Annotated in this window: 25 protein-coding genes; 12 read left to right on the top strand and 13 right to left on the bottom strand. The window is 33.4% G+C overall.

Going from position 1 to position 23,410, the window contains the following annotated elements:
- Positions 1–5 precede the first annotated feature (5 nt).
- Together pxpB and ACJJV4_RS02920 are read left to right on the top strand one after the other, a co-directional pair.
- Complete coding sequence (gene pxpB / locus ACJJV4_RS02925; protein ID WP_405291957.1) at positions 6–737, top strand: 5-oxoprolinase subunit PxpB; 732 nt, start codon at positions 6–8, stop codon at positions 735–737.
- Positions 730–1,590 carry a biotin-dependent carboxyltransferase family protein gene (locus ACJJV4_RS02920; protein ID WP_405291955.1) on the top strand — a complete coding sequence of 287 codons (861 nt, stop codon included), beginning with the start codon at positions 730–732 and terminating at the stop codon, positions 1,588–1,590. Before pxpB ends, ACJJV4_RS02920 begins: the two co-directional genes overlap by 8 nt.
- On the opposite strand, the gene deoC is transcribed toward ACJJV4_RS02920, so the two are convergent.
- Together deoC and clpB are read right to left on the bottom strand one after the other, a co-directional pair.
- Positions 1,587–2,243, bottom strand: a complete 657-nt coding sequence (gene deoC / locus ACJJV4_RS02915) for a deoxyribose-phosphate aldolase (protein ID WP_405291953.1) — start codon at positions 2,241–2,243, stop codon at positions 1,587–1,589. The genes ACJJV4_RS02920 and deoC overlap by 4 nt on opposite strands.
- Before the next feature lie 434 nt (positions 2,244–2,677).
- Positions 2,678–5,284: an ATP-dependent chaperone ClpB gene (gene clpB / locus ACJJV4_RS02910; RefSeq protein WP_405291950.1), complete on the bottom strand. Its 2,607-nt coding sequence runs from the start codon at positions 5,282–5,284 to the stop codon at positions 2,678–2,680.
- A 375-nt stretch (positions 5,285–5,659) separates the two neighbouring features.
- Between clpB and ytxJ the strand changes: the two genes are divergently transcribed.
- On the top strand, positions 5,660–6,049 hold the full coding sequence (ytxJ, locus tag ACJJV4_RS02905; protein ID WP_405291948.1) for a bacillithiol system redox-active protein YtxJ: 390 nt from the start codon (positions 5,660–5,662) through the stop codon (positions 6,047–6,049).
- Positions 6,050–6,241: 192 nt separating this feature from the next.
- Positions 6,242–6,769 carry a DUF5004 domain-containing protein gene (locus tag ACJJV4_RS02900; protein WP_405291946.1) on the top strand — a complete coding sequence of 176 codons (528 nt, stop codon included), beginning with the start codon at positions 6,242–6,244 and terminating at the stop codon, positions 6,767–6,769.
- 74 nt (positions 6,770–6,843) lie between these two features.
- Here ACJJV4_RS02900 and ACJJV4_RS02895 read toward each other — a convergent pair whose 3' ends face one another.
- Together ACJJV4_RS02895 and fahA are read right to left on the bottom strand one after the other, a co-directional pair.
- Entirely contained in the window at positions 6,844–8,022 is a 1,179-nt protein-coding gene (locus ACJJV4_RS02895) for a hypothetical protein (RefSeq protein WP_405291944.1), read from the bottom strand.
- Between the two features lie 108 nt (positions 8,023–8,130).
- Entirely contained in the window at positions 8,131–9,423 is a 1,293-nt protein-coding gene (fahA, locus tag ACJJV4_RS02890) for a fumarylacetoacetase (RefSeq protein WP_405291942.1), read from the bottom strand.
- A 204-nt stretch (positions 9,424–9,627) separates the two neighbouring features.
- Between fahA and glyA the strand changes: the two genes are divergently transcribed.
- The 7 genes from glyA to ACJJV4_RS02855 all read left to right on the top strand — a co-directional run bounded on the left by glyA (position 9,628) and on the right by ACJJV4_RS02855 (position 15,212).
- Entirely contained in the window at positions 9,628–10,899 is a 1,272-nt protein-coding gene (gene glyA / locus ACJJV4_RS02885; RefSeq protein ID WP_405291940.1) for a serine hydroxymethyltransferase, read from the top strand.
- A 301-nt stretch (positions 10,900–11,200) separates the two neighbouring features.
- Complete coding sequence (locus ACJJV4_RS02880) at positions 11,201–11,353, top strand: hypothetical protein (protein ID WP_405291938.1); 153 nt, start codon at positions 11,201–11,203, stop codon at positions 11,351–11,353.
- 93 nt (positions 11,354–11,446) lie between these two features.
- On the top strand, positions 11,447–11,884 hold the full coding sequence (locus ACJJV4_RS02875) for a hypothetical protein (protein WP_405291936.1): 438 nt from the start codon (positions 11,447–11,449) through the stop codon (positions 11,882–11,884).
- 340 nt (positions 11,885–12,224) lie between these two features.
- Entirely contained in the window at positions 12,225–12,665 is a 441-nt protein-coding gene (locus ACJJV4_RS02870; protein WP_405291934.1) for a thioredoxin family protein, read from the top strand.
- A 28-nt stretch (positions 12,666–12,693) separates the two neighbouring features.
- Entirely contained in the window at positions 12,694–13,647 is a 954-nt protein-coding gene (locus tag ACJJV4_RS02865) for an FAD:protein FMN transferase (protein ID WP_405291988.1), read from the top strand.
- Positions 13,644–13,856, top strand: coding sequence for a DUF4266 domain-containing protein (locus ACJJV4_RS02860; RefSeq protein ID WP_405291932.1), 213 nt, complete (start codon positions 13,644–13,646; stop codon positions 13,854–13,856). The genes ACJJV4_RS02865 and ACJJV4_RS02860 overlap by 4 nt, the downstream gene beginning before the upstream one ends.
- A gap of 42 nt (positions 13,857–13,898) precedes the next feature.
- Positions 13,899–15,212 (top strand): DUF3570 domain-containing protein, encoded by a 1,314-nt coding sequence (locus tag ACJJV4_RS02855; RefSeq protein ID WP_405291930.1) that lies wholly within the window; start codon positions 13,899–13,901, stop codon positions 15,210–15,212.
- 63 nt (positions 15,213–15,275) lie between these two features.
- Here ACJJV4_RS02855 and ACJJV4_RS02850 read toward each other — a convergent pair whose 3' ends face one another.
- From ACJJV4_RS02850 to ACJJV4_RS02810, 9 genes are all read right to left on the bottom strand, one after another.
- Positions 15,276–15,806 carry a CIA30 family protein gene (locus ACJJV4_RS02850; protein ID WP_405291928.1) on the bottom strand — a complete coding sequence of 177 codons (531 nt, stop codon included), beginning with the start codon at positions 15,804–15,806 and terminating at the stop codon, positions 15,276–15,278.
- A gap of 28 nt (positions 15,807–15,834) precedes the next feature.
- Positions 15,835–16,260 carry a hypothetical protein gene (locus tag ACJJV4_RS02845; protein WP_405291926.1) on the bottom strand — a complete coding sequence of 142 codons (426 nt, stop codon included), beginning with the start codon at positions 16,258–16,260 and terminating at the stop codon, positions 15,835–15,837.
- Between the two features lie 4 nt (positions 16,261–16,264).
- The gene (locus tag ACJJV4_RS02840; protein WP_405291924.1) at positions 16,265–17,752 is read right to left on the bottom strand and encodes a cryptochrome/photolyase family protein; all 1,488 of its coding nucleotides are present in this window, start codon (positions 17,750–17,752) and stop codon (positions 16,265–16,267) included.
- The gene (locus ACJJV4_RS02835) at positions 17,749–17,877 is read right to left on the bottom strand and encodes a DUF2256 domain-containing protein (RefSeq protein WP_405291922.1); all 129 of its coding nucleotides are present in this window, start codon (positions 17,875–17,877) and stop codon (positions 17,749–17,751) included. Before ACJJV4_RS02835 ends, ACJJV4_RS02840 begins: the two co-directional genes overlap by 4 nt.
- Positions 17,877–19,334, bottom strand: a complete 1,458-nt coding sequence (locus ACJJV4_RS02830) for a deoxyribodipyrimidine photo-lyase/cryptochrome family protein (protein ID WP_405291920.1) — start codon at positions 19,332–19,334, stop codon at positions 17,877–17,879. The genes ACJJV4_RS02835 and ACJJV4_RS02830 overlap by 1 nt, the downstream gene beginning before the upstream one ends.
- Positions 19,335–19,357: 23 nt before the next feature.
- Positions 19,358–19,645, bottom strand: a complete 288-nt coding sequence (locus ACJJV4_RS02825; RefSeq protein WP_405291918.1) for a TIGR03643 family protein — start codon at positions 19,643–19,645, stop codon at positions 19,358–19,360.
- Positions 19,646–19,652: 7 nt separating this feature from the next.
- Entirely contained in the window at positions 19,653–20,054 is a 402-nt protein-coding gene (locus ACJJV4_RS02820; protein ID WP_405291916.1) for a DUF2452 domain-containing protein, read from the bottom strand.
- Positions 20,055–20,057: 3 nt separating this feature from the next.
- Complete coding sequence (locus tag ACJJV4_RS02815; protein WP_405291914.1) at positions 20,058–20,222, bottom strand: Lacal_2735 family protein; 165 nt, start codon at positions 20,220–20,222, stop codon at positions 20,058–20,060.
- A 192-nt stretch (positions 20,223–20,414) separates the two neighbouring features.
- Complete coding sequence (locus ACJJV4_RS02810) at positions 20,415–21,473, bottom strand: PAS domain S-box protein (RefSeq protein ID WP_405291912.1); 1,059 nt, start codon at positions 21,471–21,473, stop codon at positions 20,415–20,417.
- Between the two features lie 412 nt (positions 21,474–21,885).
- Between ACJJV4_RS02810 and ACJJV4_RS02805 the strand changes: the two genes are divergently transcribed.
- The gene (locus ACJJV4_RS02805; RefSeq protein WP_405291910.1) at positions 21,886–23,409 is read left to right on the top strand and encodes a GH3 auxin-responsive promoter family protein; all 1,524 of its coding nucleotides are present in this window, start codon (positions 21,886–21,888) and stop codon (positions 23,407–23,409) included.
- Position 23,410 lies beyond the last annotated feature (1 nt).

The raw sequence follows: 23,410 nt of genomic DNA, 5'->3' as shown, positions 1-23,410 counted from the left end.
GATTAATGGCTTTTAAACTTCGTTATAAATCATTAGGTTTACATGCTGTTTTGGTAGAGTGGCCTGCTGAAATTAACCAAAACATTCTTCAAGACGTATTAAGACTTAAGGCTAAAATTGAAAACTGTAGTATTAAAGAAATTGTTTATATAAACTCTACATACTGCTCATTAATAGTTTTTTATGTAGATAGCATGTTTTCTTTTTCTAAGCAAATCGCTATTATAGATAAAATCTATGTAAGTAAATTAGATACTATTTCTACCACTTTTATGTTGTGGAAGATTCCTGTGTGTTATGATGTGTGTTTTGGGGTGGATTTGGAAGCTGTTTCAGTAAAAAAAAAGAAGTCTAAAACAGCAATAATTGAGCAACATTTTAAAAGTATTTATACTGTTTATTTTATTGGTTTTTTACCTGGGTTTTTATATTTGGGAGGCCTAAATAAATCGCTTTATATGGCGCGTAAATCTACTCCAAGATTACAAGTTGAAAAGGGAGCTGTTGCTATCGGTGGAAATCAAACTGGAGTTTACCCAAATGAGAGTCCTGGTGGATGGAATATAATAGGTAACTCACCTGTTAATTTTTTCGATATCTCTAAGGAAAAACCATGTTTTGCAAAGGCCGGAGATCGCATTCAGTTTTATCCCATTTCATTAAGCGTTTATAATAATATTAAAACTTTAGTAGAGGCGGGCAATTATCAATTAGAAAGCGAGGAAATACATGGTTAAGGTTTTAGAAATAGGTTTTTATTCGAGTATTCAAGATTTTGGACGATTTGGTTATCAGCAATACGGTGTGCCGGTTTCTGGTGTTATGGATCGAAAAGCAGCCGCTTTTGCAAATAGCTTACTGGGAAACAATGAAGATGAAGCTGTTTTAGAACTCACAATGCTTGGCCCTACACTTCAGTTTAATGTGAATACTTGTATTGCTCTTTCAGGAGCTAATATGTCGGCTAAATTAAACAATACGGAAATTTATAATAACAGCCTTATTGCTGTAAATAGTGGCGATGTACTAAGTTTTGGTAAACTTAAATCTGGTTTTAGATCCTATTTGGCTGTTTGGGGTGGGTTTAATGCCGAAACAGTTATGAAAAGTAAAAGTATGTATCCAAACATCACGAAGTCTAGTAGGCTGTTTAAAAATGATGAATTAACTATATCAGCATCATCTTTCGCTAGTCAAAATAAATATTCTAAAATTAGATATGACGAATCTTATCTCAATTCACCAATATTAAAAGTATATAAAGGTCCTGAGTTTGAAAATCTTTCGAATATTGAGAAAAATAAACTAATCTCAACGAGATTTACCATTTCAAATAACCATAGCAGAATGGGGTACCAATTACAAGAAAGTTTCTATAATAATTTAGCTGAAATTATTACGGGGCCAGTAATTCCGGGAACCGTTCAACTCACACCTTCTGGTAAGCTCATTATTTTAATGCGGGATAGCCAAACAACAGGTGGCTATCCGCGCGTGCTTCAGTTAAGTGAAGCATCAATTAATAACCTAGCGCAGAAATACACTGGGAAAAGCATTTTATTTAAACTAATGTTACAGGATATTATTTAATTAAGTTTTAGTAGTGCTTTCCTAAGTTTTAAGTTAGGTGAAGCTCCAACGCGACTAACACCAATATCTATAAATTTTTGAGAGGTTTCTAAATTTGTAATACCTCCTGAAGCTTTTATTTTTATGGTATCTCTAACTGTTTTTTTAATGATTTTCACAGCGGTAAACGTAGCGCCACTTTTAGAAAATCCTGTAGAAGTGGTTATAAAATCGGCATTTGCATCTGAACAAATTTGTGATGCTTTAACAATTTCATTTTTATTTAATTCAGAAATTTCGATGATAACTTTTAGAGGCGTGTTGGCGATGGCCGATTTTACAGCATTAATATCTTTCATTACCGAAACGTAATTTTTACTTTTCAATAAGCCAAGGTTAATTACCATATCAACTTCACGGGCACCTTCTTTAATGGCATTTGTGGCTTCAAAAATTTTAGTAGCTGTAGAAGAGCTACCAGCCGGAAAACCAACGGTTGAACATATTTTTACATTAGTTCCTATTAGTAATTCTGCAGCTAAGGCTACGTAGCAGCTATTTATGCAAATGCTATTTAGTTTGCTTTTTCTGGCTTCTTGACATAGTGCTATAATTTCTGCCTCAGTTGTTGTAGGTGACAAAAGGGTATAGTCAATGTATTCCGAAATAATCATCTTTTTCTAGGGAGTTTTAGGTTAAGCTATTTTTGAGGGGAAAGAATTGAACTAAAGTATTTTTTTAATATTTGGGGACTTAGAACAATTCATAAACGAAGTTACTAACTAACAGAGTATTGTTTTTGTGAAATTTGACTTTTTAGACGAACGGTAACTTTATTCCTACTTTCGTAGAAAAGTTTAAAAAATGATGGTGTTTGTAATATAAATTATTTAAGGGAGGCCTTGTTTATACAAGACTCACGATATAAACTACCATTTTTTAAGTGCTTTAAATGGTCTGTTTTTATTTGAAAGAGAATTCTTAAAAAGGTATTAGGGTTTTCTTTTTAGTATTAGTTTTTGATTATTCCGTTAACAAAAAAAGCAACACAAACCCTTTGTAATTTGTGTTGCTTTTTAACTATTAATTAAATCCTTATTGTTAAATATTAAATTTCCTCCGTAACCAAATGGTGTTCGTTTCTAAAAACCAACTCATCGTTAAACGCATCGAGCAGAATAATACTATCGGTAGTAACTGTTCCTGCTAAAATTTCTTTACTTAAAGCGTTAAGTACTTCTTTCTGAATAACACGTTTAACCGGTCTTGCTCCATATTCAGGGTTATAACCTTTATCTGCTAAATAAGCTACAGCTTCTGGAGTAGCATCGAAAGTAATCCCTTGTTGCGCTATCATTTTTGTGATACTTTTTATTTGTAGACCAACAATGGAAACAATGTTTTCCTTGCTTAATGGTGTAAACATTATTGTATCGTCAATACGGTTTAAAAACTCAGGTCTCACAGTTTGCTTTAACAACGCAAGTACATCTACCTTTGCAGCTTCAATAGCGGAGTCGATATCTTTTGTTGCTTCAAAACGATCTTGAATAATCTGGCTTCCCATGTTAGAAGTCATTATTATAATGGTGTTTTTAAAATCTGCAATTCTACCTTTATTATCTGTTAAATGACCTTCATCTAAAACTTGCAACAGAATATTAAACGTATCTGGATGCGCTTTTTCTATTTCATCTAGCAGTACTACAGAGTAAGGTTTGCGTCTCACGGCTTCTGTTAATTGCCCACCTTCATCATAACCAACGTATCCCGGAGGTGCGCCTACTAAACGACTTACGGCATGGCGCTCTTGATATTCGCTCATATCTATACGTGTCATGGCACTTTCATCATCAAACAGATATTCGGCTAGTGCTTTTGCTAATTCGGTTTTACCAACTCCAGTAGTTCCTAAAAACAGGAAGGTTCCAATTGGTTTTTTCGGGTTTTGCAAACCAGCGCGACTACGGCGTACAGCATCACTAACAGCTTCTATAGCTTCTTCTTGTCCAACCACACGTTTGTGTAGCTCATCTTCTAGTTTTAAAAGTTTTTCACGTTCACTTTGTAGCATCTTGGTAACAGGTATTCCTGTCCATTTTGCAACAACTTCAGCTATATCATCATAAGTTACTTCTTCTTTTATAAGTGATGTTTCCGATTTTTCATCTAGTTGTTTTTGTAATACTTCTAGTTGTTCTTGCGCTTCTTTTATTTTTCCGTAACGCAATTCTGCAACTTTACCATAATCACCTTCACGTTCTGCTTTTTCAGCGTCTAGCTTATAATTTTCAATGGCTTGTTTTGTGTTTTGAATATTATCTACAACATCTTTTTCACTTTTCCATTTGGCGTTAAGCTCGTTTCTGGTTTCCTTGATATTTGCTAAATCGGAGCGTAGAGACTTTAATTTTATTTCGTCTTTTTCGCGCTTAATAGCTTCAATTTCAATTTCGAGTTGCATGATTTTACGATCTAAAACATCGAGTTCTTCGGGCTTAGAGTTTATTTCCATGCGTAGTTTCGCGGCAGCCTCATCCATTAAATCGATGGCTTTATCCGGTAGAAAACGATTAGTAATGTACCGTGTTGAAAGTTCTACGGCACCAATAATAGCTTCATCTTTAATTCGTACTTTATGGTGAGTTTCATATTTTTCCTTAATACCACGAAGTATTGAGATAGCACTTTCGGTGTCTGGCTCGTTCACCATAACTTTTTGGAAACGACGCTCTAAAGCTTTGTCTTTTTCAAAATATTTTTGGTACTCATCTAAAGTAGTTGCTCCAATAGCTCTTAGCTCTCCTCGTGCTAATGCGGGTTTTAAAATATTAGCCGCATCCATTGCACCTTGTCCGCCACCTGCGCCTACTAGTGTGTGTATTTCGTCTATAAACAAAACAATGTCTCCGTTGCTTGTTGTTACTTCTTTGATTACAGCCTTTAAACGCTCTTCAAATTCACCTTTATATTTGGCTCCGGCGATTAGGGCACCCATATCGAGTGCGAAAATTTGTTTATTTTTTAAATTTTCAGGAATATCGCCATCTACAATACGGTGTGCTAAACCTTCTGCAATAGCGGTTTTACCTGTGCCAGGCTCTCCAATTAAAATAGGGTTGTTTTTGGTACGACGTGATAGGATTTGTAGAATTCTACGAATTTCTTCATCACGACCAATAACAGGGTCTAATTTGCCATCTTTAGCAAATTGGTTTAAGTTTTTGGCATATTTGTTTAGCGAGTTGTAAGTGTCTTCCTGGCTTTGTGATGTTACATTTTCACCTTGGCGTAACTCATCAATAGCTAATTTTAGTCCTTTTTCGGTTACACCTTGGTCTTTTAGCATTTGTGCTATTTTGCTATTAGATTTAAATACAGCTAGAATAAGGTGTTCGATAGAAACGTAATCATCTTTTAGTTTTTTCGCAATTATAGAGGCTTCATTTAAGGTTTTTCCTGCTTCGCGAGATAACATAAGTTCACTACCTGATACCTTTGGAAAGCTTTCTATTTGTTTATCTAAAGCTTGTTTTAGTATCGAGATGTTTACGTTTAATTTCTTTAAGATAAACGGCAACACGTTTTCGTCGACTTCAAAAATGCCTTTGAAAATATGTTCGTTTTCTATTTGCTGTTGGCCAAAACCTTGCGCAATTTGTTGTGCTTGTTGTATGGCCTCTTGCGATTTAATTGTATAATCGTTTAAGTTCATAATTAATATGTTTTATGGTTTCCTTTTAAAAGGAAATCTTATTAGTTTTCTACTTTGGAATGTATGTTTCAAATTCCCTACCAAGTTGATTTACAAGACAAAATGGCGGTTTGGTTGTGGTTTTGAATGACTTTTTGTCGGTTTGTAAGGTTTTAATTTAACGGTCGACTTATTTCTGGTAAGTTTTATTTTTGAGTATTATAAAAGTACTTAAATTTGAAAACAATACCTGAAAAAGTTTCGGGTTTAACATTAATTTGGCGGATGCTTGCGTTAGGGATAGAACGGCTTGTTTGAGCTCCCCGACGGTAGGAGGGAGCGAGTAGTGAAAGCCCGACCCTTGTGGTAACGCCAAAATATAGATTATAAAAATAGATGGGATTATTTAATAAAATTTTTGGAGCTTCGGGAGAGGCAAAAGAGGAAAAGATGTTGCCTTGGATTCCGTTGAATGCTTTGCAACAATTGGATTTAATAAAGGAGAAATCGGGCAGTAAAACTCAAATTATTTTTAAACATTCTACACGTTGCGGAATTAGTAGTATGGTGATGAAGCAATTTGTGGATGCTTACGATTTTACGGAAAAGGATGCAGATTTATATTATTTAGACCTATTGAACTTTAGAGATGTCTCTAATGAGGTTGGTTATAAATTTCAGGTTATGCACCAATCGCCACAGCTTTTAGTGATTAGAAATGGTGTAGTTGTCGCACACGAGAGTCATGGCGCAATTAATGATATGGATTTAAGCGCGTTTATTTAATTGTTTAAACGGCTTTTTATAGGTTAGAACATGCTCGATATCCATATCGGGCATTTTTAGTTTTATTGTTTTTGCTTATTTGATTGATATGCAGTTTGGTATCTTGATTTTAAGTTATTTTTGTTTAGAAAAGTGATTTGGTAACGCAACCATTAGGTGTATTTATCATCTTGAAAATAAAAATAATTAATTATGAGAAAAAGTATTTTATTGGTAAAGAGTTTTATGGTTTTTAGTTTGCTATTTGTAAGCTGTAATGATGACGACAGCGATGGCGTAAATTGTGCGGATAGTTTAACAGGCGAATTAACTGCTTTTGAAATGAATTTTACAGGTTCTTGGGTATTAACGGGTATTGTAGCTGAGGATGAAATTGACTTAACTGATGATGGAGAAGATAATCCAAATACAGATTTATTTTCGCAATATGGTGATTGTGAGAAGGACATTGTTTACAGTTTTGAGGAGGATAGAGCTTACTCTTTTTTAGCTGGTGCTGCTGATGATTGTGATAGTTCGCAGGAAACTTTAGGGACTTGGAAGCTTAGTGATACTGATGTTTTAACGGTGGTATCTAATTGTTTTAGCCAAGTGAGCCAGATAGAAGTTAGTGATGATTTTACTGAATTTAATTCTGAAGGAAATATTAATTACGTTGATGTAAATGGTGAAACTATAACGAGTAAAACAACATTTACTTATACAAAAACGGCGATGTAATACTATTTTAAATGTATTTAATTTGCAGTTTTAATGAAAAAGAAAGCCCTCTAAAATTTAGAGGGCTTTTTGTTTTATTCGGGATTGTAAGTGGTTATAATGTTTTTAAGTTGCAGTTTGAGATCTTCGCCGGTGTCGAATATCATTTGTTCGTTTATTGGGAACGGAACTTTTCGAGATCTAATAAATTGTAAATCTTCTGTGGTTAAAGCACGTTTATCTCCGCGGTATGTTCCGTACATATTTTGGAAGCTAAAACCACTATCCACAGGAAAGGATTGTAAAACTTGATTTGTTTTCAAGTCTTTGTAAATTACATTGCCTAAAATTTGAGATGATTTCTGTTGGCTAAACTCGTATAGTTTTGCTTTTACCTTTATAAGGTTGTCTATTTTTATATCGTTACCTAAACTATCTTTTTTTACGTTTCCTTTTTTATCTAAAACATATTTTTTACCATCTATAATACTTTTTTCTCTAAGAATTTGACGCTCTTTAATTTGTTCTGGGGAGATATTAATTTGCTGTAGTTGCAGTTGCATGGCTAAATCGTAAGACCTGGCTTGTTCTGGAGTGGCATGATATATGGTCCAAAATTGATTTAAACCGTAAGTATCAAAATTAAGTAGGTCGTTTTCTAAATCTCTAGGAATGGCTTGGTTGGTTTGGTTTGCAATAGTGACTATTACATATTTTGTACCACGAATATGCGCTTCTTGCATAAGCTCACGCGTATCTTCGTAATTTGGATTTATAGACTCTATGTAGTTGTATATTTGGTGAGCATCTCTAATGAGGTTTTTATTATCGCTCTCTAATAAGTCGAGTCCTTTTTCGTATAAATAATCGGATGTTTTATTTCTGTAAGTCGAAATTTGAGAGCTGTAATCATTAAACTGAAAGTCAATTTGTTTACCATTGACATATAATGGAAGTACTGGTTTTATTGCCTCTTGACGTGCATTTAGATTTTGGTATACATTGAAAACATCTTCAAATTGTTCTGGATTATTATCTTTTTCTAGATGATTAATAGTATTTAAATCTTTTTCGACCACCTTATAATATGCATCACGAAGCATAATAATGTAATCTTGCTTTCGCTTTTTATCTTTATTGGTTTCAAGTTTCTTTAAAGCATCTGTAATGGCTTGGTTATAATTACCGGTATTAATAGCTTTTTCGAGTTGTTTTCGTCCACCACAGGAAATTAAAAATGAAATGGATAACAATAAAAGTAGTAATCTTTTCATGGGTCTAGGTTTTAAGTTATTTGGAGGTAAATTCAATTTTAGTGCCAAAAAAAAATAAACCCTCAAGTTTTTAGCTTGAGGGTTTTTAAGTGTTTGATTTTTATTAGGTTATTTAGATTTTTTTGGTTCGAAAACAGGAAGCAATTGTGTAGATACTTCTCCAAAACCAATTCGAGTACCATCTTTTTCGCAATAACCACGCATAATAACGGTGTCGTTATCATTTATAAATTTACGTTCGGTACCATCTTTCATTTTTAAAGGTTTTTCGCCTTTCCATGTTAACTCGAGCATAGAGCCATAAGAATCTGGTGTTTGGCCCGAAATGGTTCCGCTACCCATCATGTCACCAGAATTTACAGGACAGCCGTTAACAGTATGGTGCGCCAATTGTTGGGACATGTTCCAGTACATGTATTTAAAATTAGACTGGCTTACTGTTGTTTCTTTTGCGCCTTTTGGTTGTATAGCTACTTCTAAATTAATATCGTAACTTTTTTTACCTTTATATTTTAAATAGTCTAGTTGTTTTTTAATTGGTTTAGGCCCTTCTACGCGGTAAGGTTCTAGAGCATCTAGTGTTACAATCCATGGTGAAATAGATGATGCAAAGTTTTTAGCTAAAAATGGTCCTAATGGCACATATTCCCATTTTTGAATGTCGCGGGCGCTCCAATCGTTAAAAAGTACAAGTCCAAATATATATTCTTCCGCTTCATTCACAGGTATTGGTTCACCTAAATCGTTAGCGTCGGTTGTTATAAAAGCCATTTCTAATTCAAAATCTATTAATTGGCTTGGTCCAAATAAAGGTTCTGTTGCACCATTTGGTAACGTTTGCCCTTTTGGACGGTGTACCGGAATTCCTGAAGGAATAATAGAGGAACTACGCCCATGATAACCTACAGGTATGTGTAACCAGTTTGGTAACAACGCATTTTCAGGATCTCTGAATAATGTACCTACATTGGTCGCGTGTTCTTTGCTTGAGTAAAAATCGGTATAATCACCAATTTGAACAGGAAGTTGCATTTCAATTTCATCTAAACGAAAAAGAACAACCTCTTTATGTTGTAAATTGCTTTTTAAAGCATTGTTTTCAGCATCAAAAATTTCAGCAATTCTATTTCTAACTAAACGCCATGTTTTACGGCCATCTGCAATAAAATCGTTTAAAGTATCTTGAAGAAAAATATCATCGGTTAACGGGATGCCATCAAAATAGCCCAATTGGTGTAAAGCGCCTAAATCTATAGCGGTATCGCCAATACGGGTACCAATAGTGATAATATCATCTCGGGTTAAAAAAACACCAAAAGGAATGTTCTGTATAGGAAAATCGGAGTTTTTATCGACGTGTAGCCACGACGTTCTATCTGGGTTGTTCGCTGTTAATGGCATATTTTGTTTTTTTGTTTGTGGGTTGTTGTATTCTTATCAAACCTACATAATTTTTTTGTTTTAGAATAAATATTTACCTTAAAAATGAATTTTCTTTAACCGTTAATAAATTGGTTAAAAACTTAAATGTAAAAAATGGAATTTTCATCAATTTAAGTAATCTATTTGTTATTTTTGCGGAATATTAAAAATCAAACTCATAATATGCAACGCGACGAACAAATTTTTGAACTTATTGAAGCCGAAAAAGAACGCCAATTACACGGTATAGAACTTATTGCATCAGAGAATTTTGTAAGCAACCAAGTAATGGAAGCAGCAGGCTCTGTGTTAACTAACAAATATGCCGAAGGTTATCCTGGTAAACGTTATTATGGCGGATGTGAAGTAGTTGATGAAGTTGAACAAATAGCTATCGATAGAGCAAAAGCTTTGTTTGGTGCAGTATATGTAAATGTACAGCCACACTCAGGAAGTCAGGCTAATACTGCTGTTTACCACGCTTGTTTAAATCCTGGTGATAAAATTTTAGGATTCGATTTATCTCATGGTGGACATTTAACTCACGGTTCCCCAGTAAACTTTTCTGGTAAACTTTATAATCCTGTATTTTACGGTGTAGAACAAGAAACAGGAATTTTAAATTATGATAAAATTCAAGAAATAGCGACTAAAGAGCAACCAAAATTAATTATTGCAGGAGCGTCAGCCTATTCTCGTGATATCGATTTTGAACGTTTTAGAGTTATAGCTGATAGTGTTGGTGCAATTTTAATGGCTGATATATCTCACCCAGCAGGTTTAATAGCTAAAGGTATCTTAAACGATCCGTTACCACATTGTCATATTGTGACAACAACAACTCATAAAACATTACGTGGCCCAAGAGGAGGTATGATTATGATGGGGAAAGATTTTGAAAACCCTTTCGGAATTAAGCTTAAAAATGGAAACTTACGTAAAATGTCTTCTTTATTAGATTCAGCTGTTTTTCCAGGAAATCAAGGTGGACCTTTAGAACACATTATTGCTGCTAAAGCTATCGCTTTTGGTGAGGCTTTAACTGATGATTTTTTACAATACCAATTACAGGTTAAGAAAAACGCTGCTGCTATGGCAAAAGCATTGGTTGCTAAAGATTATAATATTATTTCAGGGGGAACGGATAACCACTGTATGTTAATAGATTTACGTAATAAAAACTTATCTGGTAAAGATGCTGAGCAAGCTTTGGTAAAAGCTGATATTACAGTAAATAAAAATATGGTGCCATTTGATGATAAATCTCCATTTGTAACTTCTGGAATCCGTTTAGGTGTTTCTGCTGTAACAACTCGTGGCTTAAATGATAGCGATATGGTTGCTATTGTAGAGCTTGTGGACGAGGTTATTAATAATTTTGAGGATGATGCCGCTTTAGAAGCTGTAAAAGCAAAAGTAAATGCTATGATGCAAGACAAACCTTTGTTTGTATAAAGCATATGAAAAATATATTTTATAAAAGAATCCTGCTTTTTGAGCAGGATTTTTTTTGTTTAACGGTAGAATGTAAGCTCTTTTTGATATTTTTTTAATAAAGTGAATGACTCGGTTTTAATAAGAGTTTAACAAATTTAATAGTCTTCTAATTATGATATTCTAAGGAATATCCTTAATATGTTCTTTTAAAAATTTATTATAAATTAATATGCTTCGGAATGCTTTAATATCAACTGTATTTATAACGCTGTTTTTTAGTTGTAGCAATAAAAAAGGAGTAAAACCAGCTATTGTTTTAGTGAACACAAATACAACTAATACTGTAAACTGTTTTGGTCAGAATACAATCTTGGATACTTTAAATGATAGAAGCGATAAAAAACTTAATCCATATTTTAATTCTATGGTTCCAGCGCCATCTCGGTCTAGTATGTTTATGAAGCGTGATTAAGGTAATTACGTTTACTTTTAGAAACCTATCTGCCATAAAGGTTTATTATAAAGGTGCTACAAATACTGCTATAAGAATAATTTATGTTAAAAAATGTTGACGAAGGTTGAAATTATTACCTTTGTACTAGTGAATAAATTATTTTCCATAGCGTTATCCTTTATTATCCTAATGCAAAGCTTCGGGATAAGAATAAATGATATTACCCAAATCGATGAGTTTATCGAGCATGCGCAATTTCATAGCGAGCAGTATGGCGATAATGTTTTTGTTTTTATTTCTAAGCATTATGGAAAGCTGAAATTAAATCACGATAAAGAACATCAAGAAGAAAAGGAAGATCATGAGCAATTACCTTTTCATCACCAATCTCATGCGTCTTTAGTTCTTGCTCTTGTGTTAAATACTGATAAACCAGAATTAAGCATAGTTGAATTTTCAGAATCGAATACGCATAAATTTTATTATCAAGCAGCTTCTTCATCACTTCATTCAGAAGGGCTGTTACAGCCACCACGGCTTAGTGCTTAAATAACTACTTTTTCCACTCTTCAAATCTGTATGAATTTTCTGTGGAGCAATTTAGGTTTTTTAATTAAAATAACTACCATTACAAGTTTTGTTTCCGAGAAAGGGTTACCTAATAAATCATATCTTGTTTACATTGTTTTAGATAAAATAGACAGTAATATCAATTTCTTAAATAAAATAAAACTAAGATAATACAGGAATTTCACGTGTATTCTAATGGCTGTTATTGGGGCTATATTTAATACTAATTGGCTTAAATATTTTAATAAAAAAACTAGTCGCTTTTCGATAGGGAATAAGATAATTCTTGACTATACATTAATAAGTAAATAATTAAAACATGAAAAAAATAATATTAACATTAACACTAATTCTATTTAGCTTCATTACGATAACTGCTCAAAATTGGGAGACAGATTTTACGCTGGCTAAAGACATGGCTTTTAAAGAGCACAAACCTATAATCCTGGTTTTTCAAGGTTCGGATTGGTGTGGACCCTGCATAAAGCTCGATCACGAAATTTGGAGTACCGATGCTTTTAGAAAATATGCCAATAAAAATTATGTGATGCTACAGGCCGATTTTCCTAAAAGAAAGAAAAATGCCTTGCCTGAAGCTCAAACTAAAGCCAATGCCAAATTAGCCGAGGCTTATAATAAAAATGGCTTTTTTCCTTTTGTCGTGGTTTTAAACGCTAAAGGCGAAGTTCTTGGAGAAACCAGCTATAAAAAAACAACACCAGAAAATTATATAAAAGAAATCAATGCGTTTACAAAATAACTTAAAGGGAGTAATAACCGCTTTAATCATGTTTTTTTCAATGGTGGGCTTCGCTCAGCAGACATATAAACGCACCCTAAAACTTATGGGAAGTCGTTTTGATATTACGGTAGTTGCTAGTGATGCTGTAAAAGGAAATGAATATATCGATAACGCTGTCGCGGAAATAGCTCGGATTGAAAAACTCATATCCTCTTGGGATATCAACTCTCAAACATCTGCCATAAATAAGAATGCTGGAATTAAGCCGGTAAAAGTTGATTTTGAACTTTTCAGTTTAATTGAAAGAGCAATCGGAATTTCAAAATTGACTGATGGAGCTTTTGATATTAGCTATGCATCTATGGATAGAATTTGGCATTTTGATGGTAGTATGGAGGTGATGCCATCAGAAAACGAAATAAAAGCATCTGTAGCAAAAGTAGGGTTTCAGAATATAGTCTTAGATAAGGTGAATACAACAGTTTTTCTAAAATTAGAAGGCATGAAAATTGGTTTTGGTGCTATTGGGAAAGGTTATGCAGCCGATAAAGCAAAGGCATTGCTTATAGAAAAAGGTGTAGTTTCAGGTATTATAAATGCTTCGGGAGATATGAATACTTGGGGAAAACAACCTGATGGTACAGCCTGGAAAGTAGCCATTACTAACCCCATGAATAAAAACAAAGTTTTTGCATTACTTCCTATAACCAATGGGGCTGTGGTAACTTCGGGAAATTATGAGAAGTACGTTAATTTTAATGGTAAGCGCTACACACATATTATCGATCCGCGTTCTGGGTATCCATCTTCAGGAATTATAAGCGTAACCGTTTTTGCACCAAAAGCAGAATTGGCCGATGCTTTAGCAACATCAGTTTTTGTAATGGGGAAAGAAGCGGGTTTGGATAGAATAAATCAGTTACCAAAAATTGAATGCATCATTATAGATGATAAAGGAAATATAACAAAGTCCAATAATATAGAAATAGATAAATTATGATAAACAAGTTGATATGTTGCGTATTAATCGTCACATCTTTGAGTAGTTGTGTTGTGGTTAAAGAATACGAAAAAGTGAATATAAACGATCCAGATATGGTATTATCTGATAAAAAAGTAGATCGTAACCTTTCTACGGCACACTCTTACAGAGAAGCAGCAGTAGGTGCAAATGGAGGAAAAACAGGTGGTGGTTGCGGCTGTAATTAACCAAAAATCTCAGTATTTAAAAATTAAAAACATTAGAATAAATTGAAAAAACTTATAATTTTGTTTTGTGTATTCGCTTTCGCGAAAGGTTACACACAAACAGGGCAAGACGATACCAAAGTATATAAAAAAAGAGTTTTAGAAACTACCGAAGTCGATTTTTTAACAAGTTATTATAGCCAGGATGGTGATAATGCGGCGGTAAGTGGAGGTATTGGTACCGAAGAATTAACGGATGTTACAGGAACTTTTGTAGTTTCTATCCCGTTGAATGATGATGATGTGTTAACTATAGATGCAGGTATTTCTGCATATACGTCTGCATCATCGAGTAATATAGATCCTTTTGATGACGGACCAGCAGATCCATTTCAAGCATCTTCAGGGGCTTCAAGCAGTGATACTTGGGCAAATTTAACAGGAAGTTATAGTCATAGTTCGGATGATAGAAACGATATTTGGTCGGCTAAGTTAGCTATTTCCTCAGAGTACGATTATTTTTCTGTTGGATTTGGTGGAACGTATTCCAAACTTTTTAATGAAAAGAATACCGAGGTTAGTGTAAGTGGAAACGTATATCTTGATACATGGAGCCCTATTTATCCAACAGAACTAAGACCTTTTGGGGCAGGAGGGAATGGTTTAAACAATCGCGTATTTACTCAAAACACCATTACGGGTAACACCAATTATAATCCTAGATTTTCGGAGTTTGATAGTAAAGGGCGTAATTCTTATTCGTTAGGTTTTGGGTTCTCACAAATACTTCATAAAAACCTTCAAGGGTCATTAGCCTTAGATTTTGTTCAGCAAGACGGGTTGTTGTCTACACCTTTTCAAAGAGTCTATTTTGGCGATGTATCCGATTCTTTTATAGATAATTTTCAGCTTGCAGATGCAGTGGAGCGCTTGCCTGACTCTAGGTTTAAAGTGGCTGCTGGCGCACGTTTAAATTGGTATATTAATGAAATTTTAACGGTGCGTACTTTTTATCGATATTATTTTGACGATTGGGGAATTAACTCGCACACCGCGAGTATTGAACTGCCAATAAAAATCACGAATAAGTTTACGCTTTATCCCTCTTACAGATATTATAATCAAACTGCGGCAGATTATTTTAATCCTTATGAAGAAGCTTTATCTAAAGATGAGTTTTATACTTCAGATTATGATTTATCTAAATACTCGGCAAATCAATATGGTTTTGGAGTTTCTTACACCGATATTTTTACCAAAGCACATTTATGGAAATATGGTTTAAAAAGTATCGATTTAAAGTTTTATCAATATGATAGGGATACGTCATTTTCATCGAGCATTATTACAGCAGGCTTTAAGTTTGTGCTAGATTAATTATCGTTTATCATGTAAAAAAAAAGTCAATCTCTTTATTTGAGATTGGCTTTTTTATTCAATTTACTTTAAAACAATAGAATCAATTTCGAGTTTAAAGCCTTCAGCTTTTTTGTTTCCTATTAAAAATGCAATTTCCTCGATACTATTGGCATTATAATTTGGAATATCGAGTTTACGACCTCTAAAGGCAGGATGCATATCTGCTAGTGAAATTTCTATAACTTCCCATGTTTTTGAAGTGTTGAAAAGCGCAATGTAGGAGTGTTTATCAGATAATTTATGCTTCACCCTAAATTGATATTTTTTACCATCACCTTTAATTTTGAGTATAACTTTCGAAAAACCTTCAGTACTCTTTGTATTAAATCTATATCTTAAAGAAGAAAAACCACCATTGTTTTCCAAAGATACGTGGCCAGAATAAACACCAGTTCCTTCTTCATTTAGATAAAATGCTCCAGAAGATTTTCCGCCCATTACTACATCATCAACAACGGACCACTTAGTAATGTTCGAGGCTTTTTCAAATTTAAATATAGTGCTTGTTTGCATTTTTGTTGTTATTAAAAGAATTATAATGAGTTGTTTCATGAGTTTTTAGTTAGAATGATGCTATTAGTTATGCATCGTAATACTCTAATTTTAAAAAGTTTATTTTTAAGTTAATCATTTTATCAGTAAACTTTTTATTATCCATATAGTTCTTGTTTTTCTTAAACTTTATATAATGTCCATTGGCATGTATGGTGTACGTTTGGGTACTATATGTCACCAATCTATAATAAGGAATTATCCAAGAATAGCGATCTAATCGGTTAGTAAAATGAATAATAATTCCTTTTGGTCTAAGCTCAATATTAGCATAGTTAGTGGCTAATGCTTCCGGGTTTTTGGGTTTTAGTTTTGCACTTAATTCTTCAATCATAAATCGGCTAGAACCAATACCTTTCATTTTTATTTTTTCTAAAAACGAAAAGGCTTTGCCTACTAGATTTTCACTTTCTTTTACAAAGTCTTCATTAGCATGTGTTGTATTAAATAGCATAATTTTAGTTTTTTAGAGATAGTAAATAATGTTCTGCATTATCAAGATGCTGTTGTTGTTTTTCGGCAGGCATTTTATCATACATTTTAACTAACATACCTAGTCTTGGGTTAGATAAAAAGAAATCACGATGCTTGTGCATAAATCGCCAAAAAAGGCCGTCCCAAGTATTTTGCCAATTTCCTTTTTTGTAATTACTCATTTTCATTAAATAATTACTTCCGCTTATATAGGGTTTTGTAGCTAGCAATCCGCCATCTGCAAATTGGCTCATTCCATAAACATTGGCTACCATGACCCAGTCGTAAGCATCAATAAAAAGTTCCATAAACCATTTGTAGACTTCATCAGGATCAAACTCGCAGAGTACCATAAAATTTCCTAAAACCATTAAGCGCTCAATGTGGTGGCAATAGCCGGTTTTTAATATTTTTTTAATGGTTTTATCTATAGGAAGAATACCTGTTGTACCATCGTAAAACGATTGCGGTATTTTTTTATCAAATTTCCAAAAATTAGTAGTACGCTCATCGATACCTCTAGCTTCGTATATACCTCTTATAAATTCTCGCCAGCCTATAATTTGCCTTATAAAACCTTCTGTAGAATTAATAGGTACATTATTATGTTTTGCATACAGTAAACAGGCTTCTATAACTTGTTTAGGTGTTATTAGGCCAACGTTTAGCATGGGCGTTAAAACGCTATGGTTTAGTATGGAGTTTTCTGCAACTATAGCATCTTCATACGCTCCAAACTCCATAAATCGATGTTCAAAAAACTGATTTAACCAGTTTTTAGTTGTCTTAAAGTTTGTTGGGTATAAAGTATGTTCTGTAAGGTCTCCTAAATGATTATTAAAATGCTTTTCTACGTATAATTTTGCTTCTGTGTAATAGGAATTGTTATCCGGAAATTGAATAGCAGGTGGTGTTTTTTTAACAGGATATTTTTTTCTGTTTTCGGCGTCAAAGCTCCATTTACCGCCAATTGGTTTATTATCAGAGTCTATTAGAATGTTCCTTTTTTTACGCTGTTCTGTGTAGAACGTAGTTTGATGATACTTTTTTTTATCCTTTCGGAAGAAATCGCCTAGTTCATCTTTAGTATTTAGAAATAAAGGAGAACTGAATGTTTTTATTGAAATGCTGTGTTGTAAGCAACCGTTTTCTAACCGTTTTTGAAGCCAATTATCCGTTGGGTCTATGTAGTTAATGTGTTTAACGCCTTGTTCTTTCAAATGTGGAATTAATTTTCTTATATCTGATAAGTCGCTAATAGATTCTATATAGGTTACATCTAGTTTTTTTTTATTCTGAAGAAAATCTGCGTAGTACTTCATTGAAGCTCTGTGAAAAGCTATTTTTTGTTTATGGAAAGGATACTGTTTAAAATATAAAAATTCTTCAATTATATATATAGGCGCGGAGGATTCAAAAATTGGTGATTCTTGAAACAATTGATGCGGAAATATGATGTTTATGCTTTTCATTTGTTTTTTCTACAGCGTTCGCTGCAATATTTAACGTTGTTCCAATTTTTCTCCCATTTTTTGCGCCATGTAAAAGGTTTATTACACACCACACATATTTTTTTTGGTAGGTGTTCCTTTTTCATCAAGTTTTATTTACGTGCGTTTGTAATATTCTATTTTTTTCTTGTTGTACAGCTGGATGTTTTTTGTGTCCCCATATTTTATCTCTAGCTATTTTCGCACTTTTCTGCAAATCAACTAAAGGTTCCGGATATGTGTCCCCTATAATAACATTACAAAAGGTTTGCTCCATAGCTGTCATTTTCCAAGGCTCGTGTATGTGAGCTAGCGGAACATCTCTAAGTTCTGGAATCCATTTTTTTATAAAAACACCTTCAGGGTCATGTTCTTGAGAGTTTTTTACAGGGTTATATAGGCGTACTGTATTGATTCCTGTTGTACCTGCTTGCATTTGAAATTGCGGAAAGTGAATACCTGGCTCATAATCTAAAAATTGCCTTGCTAAGTGGTAAGTACCGTCTCGCCAATCTTGGTCTAGGTTGAGTGTTAAAAAGGAAACCACCATAGCACGCATTCTAAAGTTAATCCAACCTGTTTGCTCTACGGCTCGCATACATGCATCAATTAACGGATAGCCTGTGTTACCTGTTTTCCAAGCTTTTATATACGTGTTATTTTTTTGGTGAGATAAAAGTTCGTAACCCTTGTTAATACAATGGGTTTCGTAATTACATTCTACTTCAAATTTTTGAATAAAATGACAATGCCAATGTAAACGCGTTAGCATAGCAGAGAATGCTCTACTATTTTTTGTGCCATTGGGGTGGGTACCAATAAATTGAAAAGCCTGTTTTATGCTCATGTTACCCCAAGCGAGATAGGGTGAAAGTCTACTGCAGGACATTCTACTTTCTGCTGGTTTTGATATGTATTTTTGATAATTAAAACCCCTTTTTGCTGTAAACGATTTTAAATAGCGCCAAGCATTTAATTCTCCCGCAGGTTGAAACTGTTTCGGATAATTGTTTAATTTAACTTCTAGGGTTGTTGGTAAAGTAAAGTGATGTTTTAGTTGTTGTATGGTTGAAATAGAATAGCTGTTATTAAGTATTGGCGTATGCATTGTTTTGTGCCAATTTTTATTCCAAAGGTTTCTATTTTTTATACAACGTATTATACCATCTCGTTGAGATTCTTGCCATTTAATGCTATGCTTTTTACAAAATAACGTTATTTTTTTATCTCGAAGCCACGTTATTTTAGTACCGCTTTCTTGATAACTAAATATGGACTTGATATTGAAAGTGGTGTGCAAATACTTAAATATATCAATAGCTTCACCGTAAAAAAGGTTTACATCTCGATTATATGGTGCCAATGTTTTGTTTAAAGCTAAAATAGAATGATAAACAAACTGTAAATGCCTCGGGCTTGTATCTGGATATTCTATAATAGAAGGTTCGAATAAATAAATAATGATGTAAGGAATACTGGACTGTTCCGCTCTAAATAGCGGTTCGTGATCTTGAGAGCGAATATCTCGCTTTAACCAAACAATATTTATAGGTTGTTTTTTCAATAAAGGTACTTTTATAAATCAATTTATCGCTTACTAATTTTATTTCCTGAAATAGCCTTTTGTCGGGAACATTTAAATCTTGTAATATCTGGATGGCGTTTTTTTAAATGCTTTTTACTAACACCACTATTAACACGTTTTCTCCAACGTTTAAAACTAGATTCTTTAAGGTTACCACGCATCACTTTTATAACCTCTTTTTCTGGCAGTCCGAACTGGAATAAAATAGCCTCGAATGGTGTACGATCTTCCCAAGCCATTTCTATAACGCGATCCAGTTCTCTTTCTGTTAATATTTTGGTTTCTGTCATGAATAAATTATATTTTATCCCAAGTTTGGTCTGCGTTTAAATAAAAGCTTCCTAAAGCATTAAAAGAGCATTCTTCTGGTGCAATGATAGATAGAAAAGATTCTCCGTTTTCTCTTTGGTATAGGTGATATACTTCACCTATTACAGGCTCAAAAGTAAATTTAGCATTAAAAATGAGTTTGTTATTTTCAAACTCCTCTATCATTTTTTCATACTCCGCCTTTAGCTCTAAATATCTAGTTTCAACTTTATGGTTTACTTTGGTGATGCTTCTGTTTTTCCAAGCAATATTATCGGTTGGTGTTATTACAGGAGCACCAACAGAGGTGGCATAAGGCTTTATAGAAGCATCATAACTTTTAGTTTTAGTATTAAAAACAACCTGATCTGGTTTTTTTTCTTCACTCATTTATTAATTCAACTTTACAAGTTTTTTCATTATTTCTTCAGCTTCATATACTTTTTCATCACTCATTTTTCTATTTGAAGTTGAAAGGGTATGAGCCTCCTTCATCAGTTTTTCATACTGATTTTGTAATTTATCTTTCTCTGATTTACTCTTGAATAATCCGAACATGTTTATATCGTTTAAAATTTTAAGAAATTAGCTTCTGAAAATATTTTATAAAGATACAAAATGTTTAACTATTTCCTTAAAAAGTTAAACAAAATGTTTTTAGACCTGTTTTAATAAGTTTTTTTTTCTTGTAATTTTAAACCACAATTGAAGGTGAATTGACAATTGCGAATATAATTTTAGCAGTAATTGCTAATGTTTAAAATGTATGGTAAAAGTGGTTCCTTGGTTAACTTTGCTATCTACATGAATACTTCCACCAAGGGAAGTAACATGGTTATAAACTAAATATAAGCCAACACCTTTACTGTCTTCGTTGTTGTGAAAGCGTTGATTTAATTTAAAAATGAGATGACCTACTTTTTCCATATCAAAGCCAAGTCCGTTGTCTGAATATTGAAAAGTAGCTTTTCCATTTATATTATTGGAGGTGATAGAGATAATTAACGGTACAGCCGGTTGAGAATATTTGATGGAGTTTGTTATAAAATTAAGAAAAATGCTTTCCATGTAAGCTAAATTGAAATATACATTCTCTAAATTTGAAAAATCTATATTGAATTGGGCTCCAGATTTCTGTATCAAGGAACTAATGGAGCTAGTTACTTTTTTGAAGATGCTATTTAAATTAACCAGATCTAAAGCACCGTTCGAAATATTTTTGTGCTTGAAGGCTTCTACATAAGTATCTAAAGAATCGTTTAATCCTTGTGCTGAAATTTTTATGTAATTCAGCATTTCCAAAGTCTCGGGATCTTCTACTTTGCTCAAATCAATTAAATCTACCAAAGAAATTAAATTATTTACTGGAGATCTCAAATCGTGAGATGTTGTATAATTTAACTGTTTTAGTTTTTCATTATCTTCACTCAGCTTACTTAAGTGAGATATGCGCTCATTTTCAAGCTCTTTTTTGTGAGTTATATCTTTAGCAATAGCATAAACTAGCTTGTCTTTTTCAACAGGAATAGCGGTCCAGTGAAGCCATATAATTGCTCCAGATTTGGTAACGTATCTATTTTCAAAATTAACTAACGGTTTATTTTTCTTTAAATTATGTCGGTATGAGGCCGTACGCTTTTTATCTTCATCATAAATAAATTCTGAAATTAACTTTGAGCGTAATTCCGTTTCCGAATAGCCTAATAAGTCGACAAAAGCTGGGTTTATTTTAATAAAATAACCTTCGAAATTTGCAATGCAAAGGCAGTCCATCGATAGTTCAAAGAAGGGGTCTAAGTAATGATCCATTGGTTGGCTATAATGGGTTTAAGAATAATAGGTTGGTTTAAGAGCTAGCTAATTTAAAATTAGTTGTTTACATAATCAATTAAAAGCGATTTATTTGTTTTATTAATGAGGAAATCTCTGAAAGGAACCATATTTTTTAGTAAAGTCGGAATGCAAAGAGCTTTACGGGCTAGTGTTTTTAATTTTTAAACCGACTACAATATGGGGTATGGCGATTGAGCAATTTCAAAATTGAATTGATCTACAGATTTTTTTTTCTGCTTTGGATTAATAATTAGTTTGATACAGCTAAACTATTCTGTGGTTTTAATGGATTTTTGATAGATGAGTTTTAGGTGCGTGTTATATTAAATTTAAATGCAATCTACGTACTCTATAAAATAGCTTTTAACATATAAAAAAAACCGTACACATGGCCATAATAGGAAATATAATTAAAGGAATTATTCATGCATCAGAAATCATTTCTTCGGAATTTGATGCCGCAGAAGAACAGCGCAACGTTTTAAAAGATTTACTAGAAACTGCAAAAGACACGGAGTTTGGTAAGGCCTATCAATTTAAAGAGATTTTAAAATCGGACACTATAGAGCGTGATTTTCGAGCTAAAGTACCATTTCACGATTATAATCAAATTACAGAACAATGGTGGGAAGAGGTGCAAGCGGGTGAGAAAGATGTTACATGGCCCGACAGTCCCGATTATTTTGCATTAAGTTCTGGAACTACCGGGAAAACAAATAAGCGTATTCCGGTTACTGATGCTATGGTAAAGTCCATTAGAAATGCGGGAATTCAGCAAGTTCTTGCTTTGAGAAATTTTGATTTACCGGCAGATTTTTACGAAAAAGAAATTATGATGCTTGGAAGTTCTACAGATCTTGAAGAGCATAATGATGCGTTAGAAGGTGAAATTAGCGGTATAAGTGCTAGTAATATTCCTTTTTGGTTTCAAAATTATTATAAGCCTGGAAAAGAAATTGCTCAAATAGACGATTGGGATAAGCGTGTGCAGCGTATTGCCGAAAATGCTGCAAATTGGGATATTGGAGCTTTAAGTGGTATTCCGTCGTGGATGGAATTAATGTTACAAAAAGTAATAGATTATCATGGTTTAAAGAACATCCATGAAATTTGGCCCAACCTACAAGTTTACACATCTGGAGGTGTAGCTTTCGGTCCGTATAAAAGGAGTTTTAACGCCCTTTTGGGAAAACCAATTACGGTTATTGATACATATTTGGCATCGGAAGGCTTTATAGCATTTCAGGAAAGACCAGATACGGATGCTATGAAGTTAGTAACTAACAATGGTATTTATTTTGAGTTTGTACCTTTTAAACCTGAGTATATTCAAACCGATGGTTCTTTGGTGCAAGATGCGCCGTCTTTATCTATTTCTGAGGTAGAACTCAATCAAGATTATGTTTTAGTGATTAGTACTGTAGCAGGATCGTGGCGTTATCTAATTGGCGATACTATTGAGTTTACAGATATTAAACGTGCCGAAATTAAAATTACAGGACGAACAAAATTCTTTTTAAACACTGTTGGTTCTCAATTATCGGTTAATAAATTGAATGATGCGGTACAACATTTAGAAAAAGAGTTTGATATTGAAATACCTGAATATACGCTATGTGCTAATAGAATTAATGATGATTTTTACCACTGCTGGTATCTAGGTACGGAATCTAATGTAGATACAGATAAATTAGTAAATGCTCTAGATCAATTTTTAATGAATGCCAATAAAAATTATAAAGTAGCACGTTCTAAAGCTTTGGAAGGTGTAAAGGTTAACACGGTATCGCCTTCAGTTTTTCATGACTGGAGTGGAAGTAATAAAAAGAAAGGTGGACAAGTAAAAATGGAACGTGTTATGGGACAAGACAAATTTGCTGAATGGGAAGATTTTGTAGCTTCTAAGCTGTAAG

The sequence above is a fragment of the Algibacter sp. Ld11 genome (assembly GCF_045066735.1).
Taxonomy (GTDB): domain Bacteria; phylum Bacteroidota; class Bacteroidia; order Flavobacteriales; family Flavobacteriaceae; genus Algibacter.
This window is presented reverse-complemented; position numbering and strand designations above follow the sequence as displayed.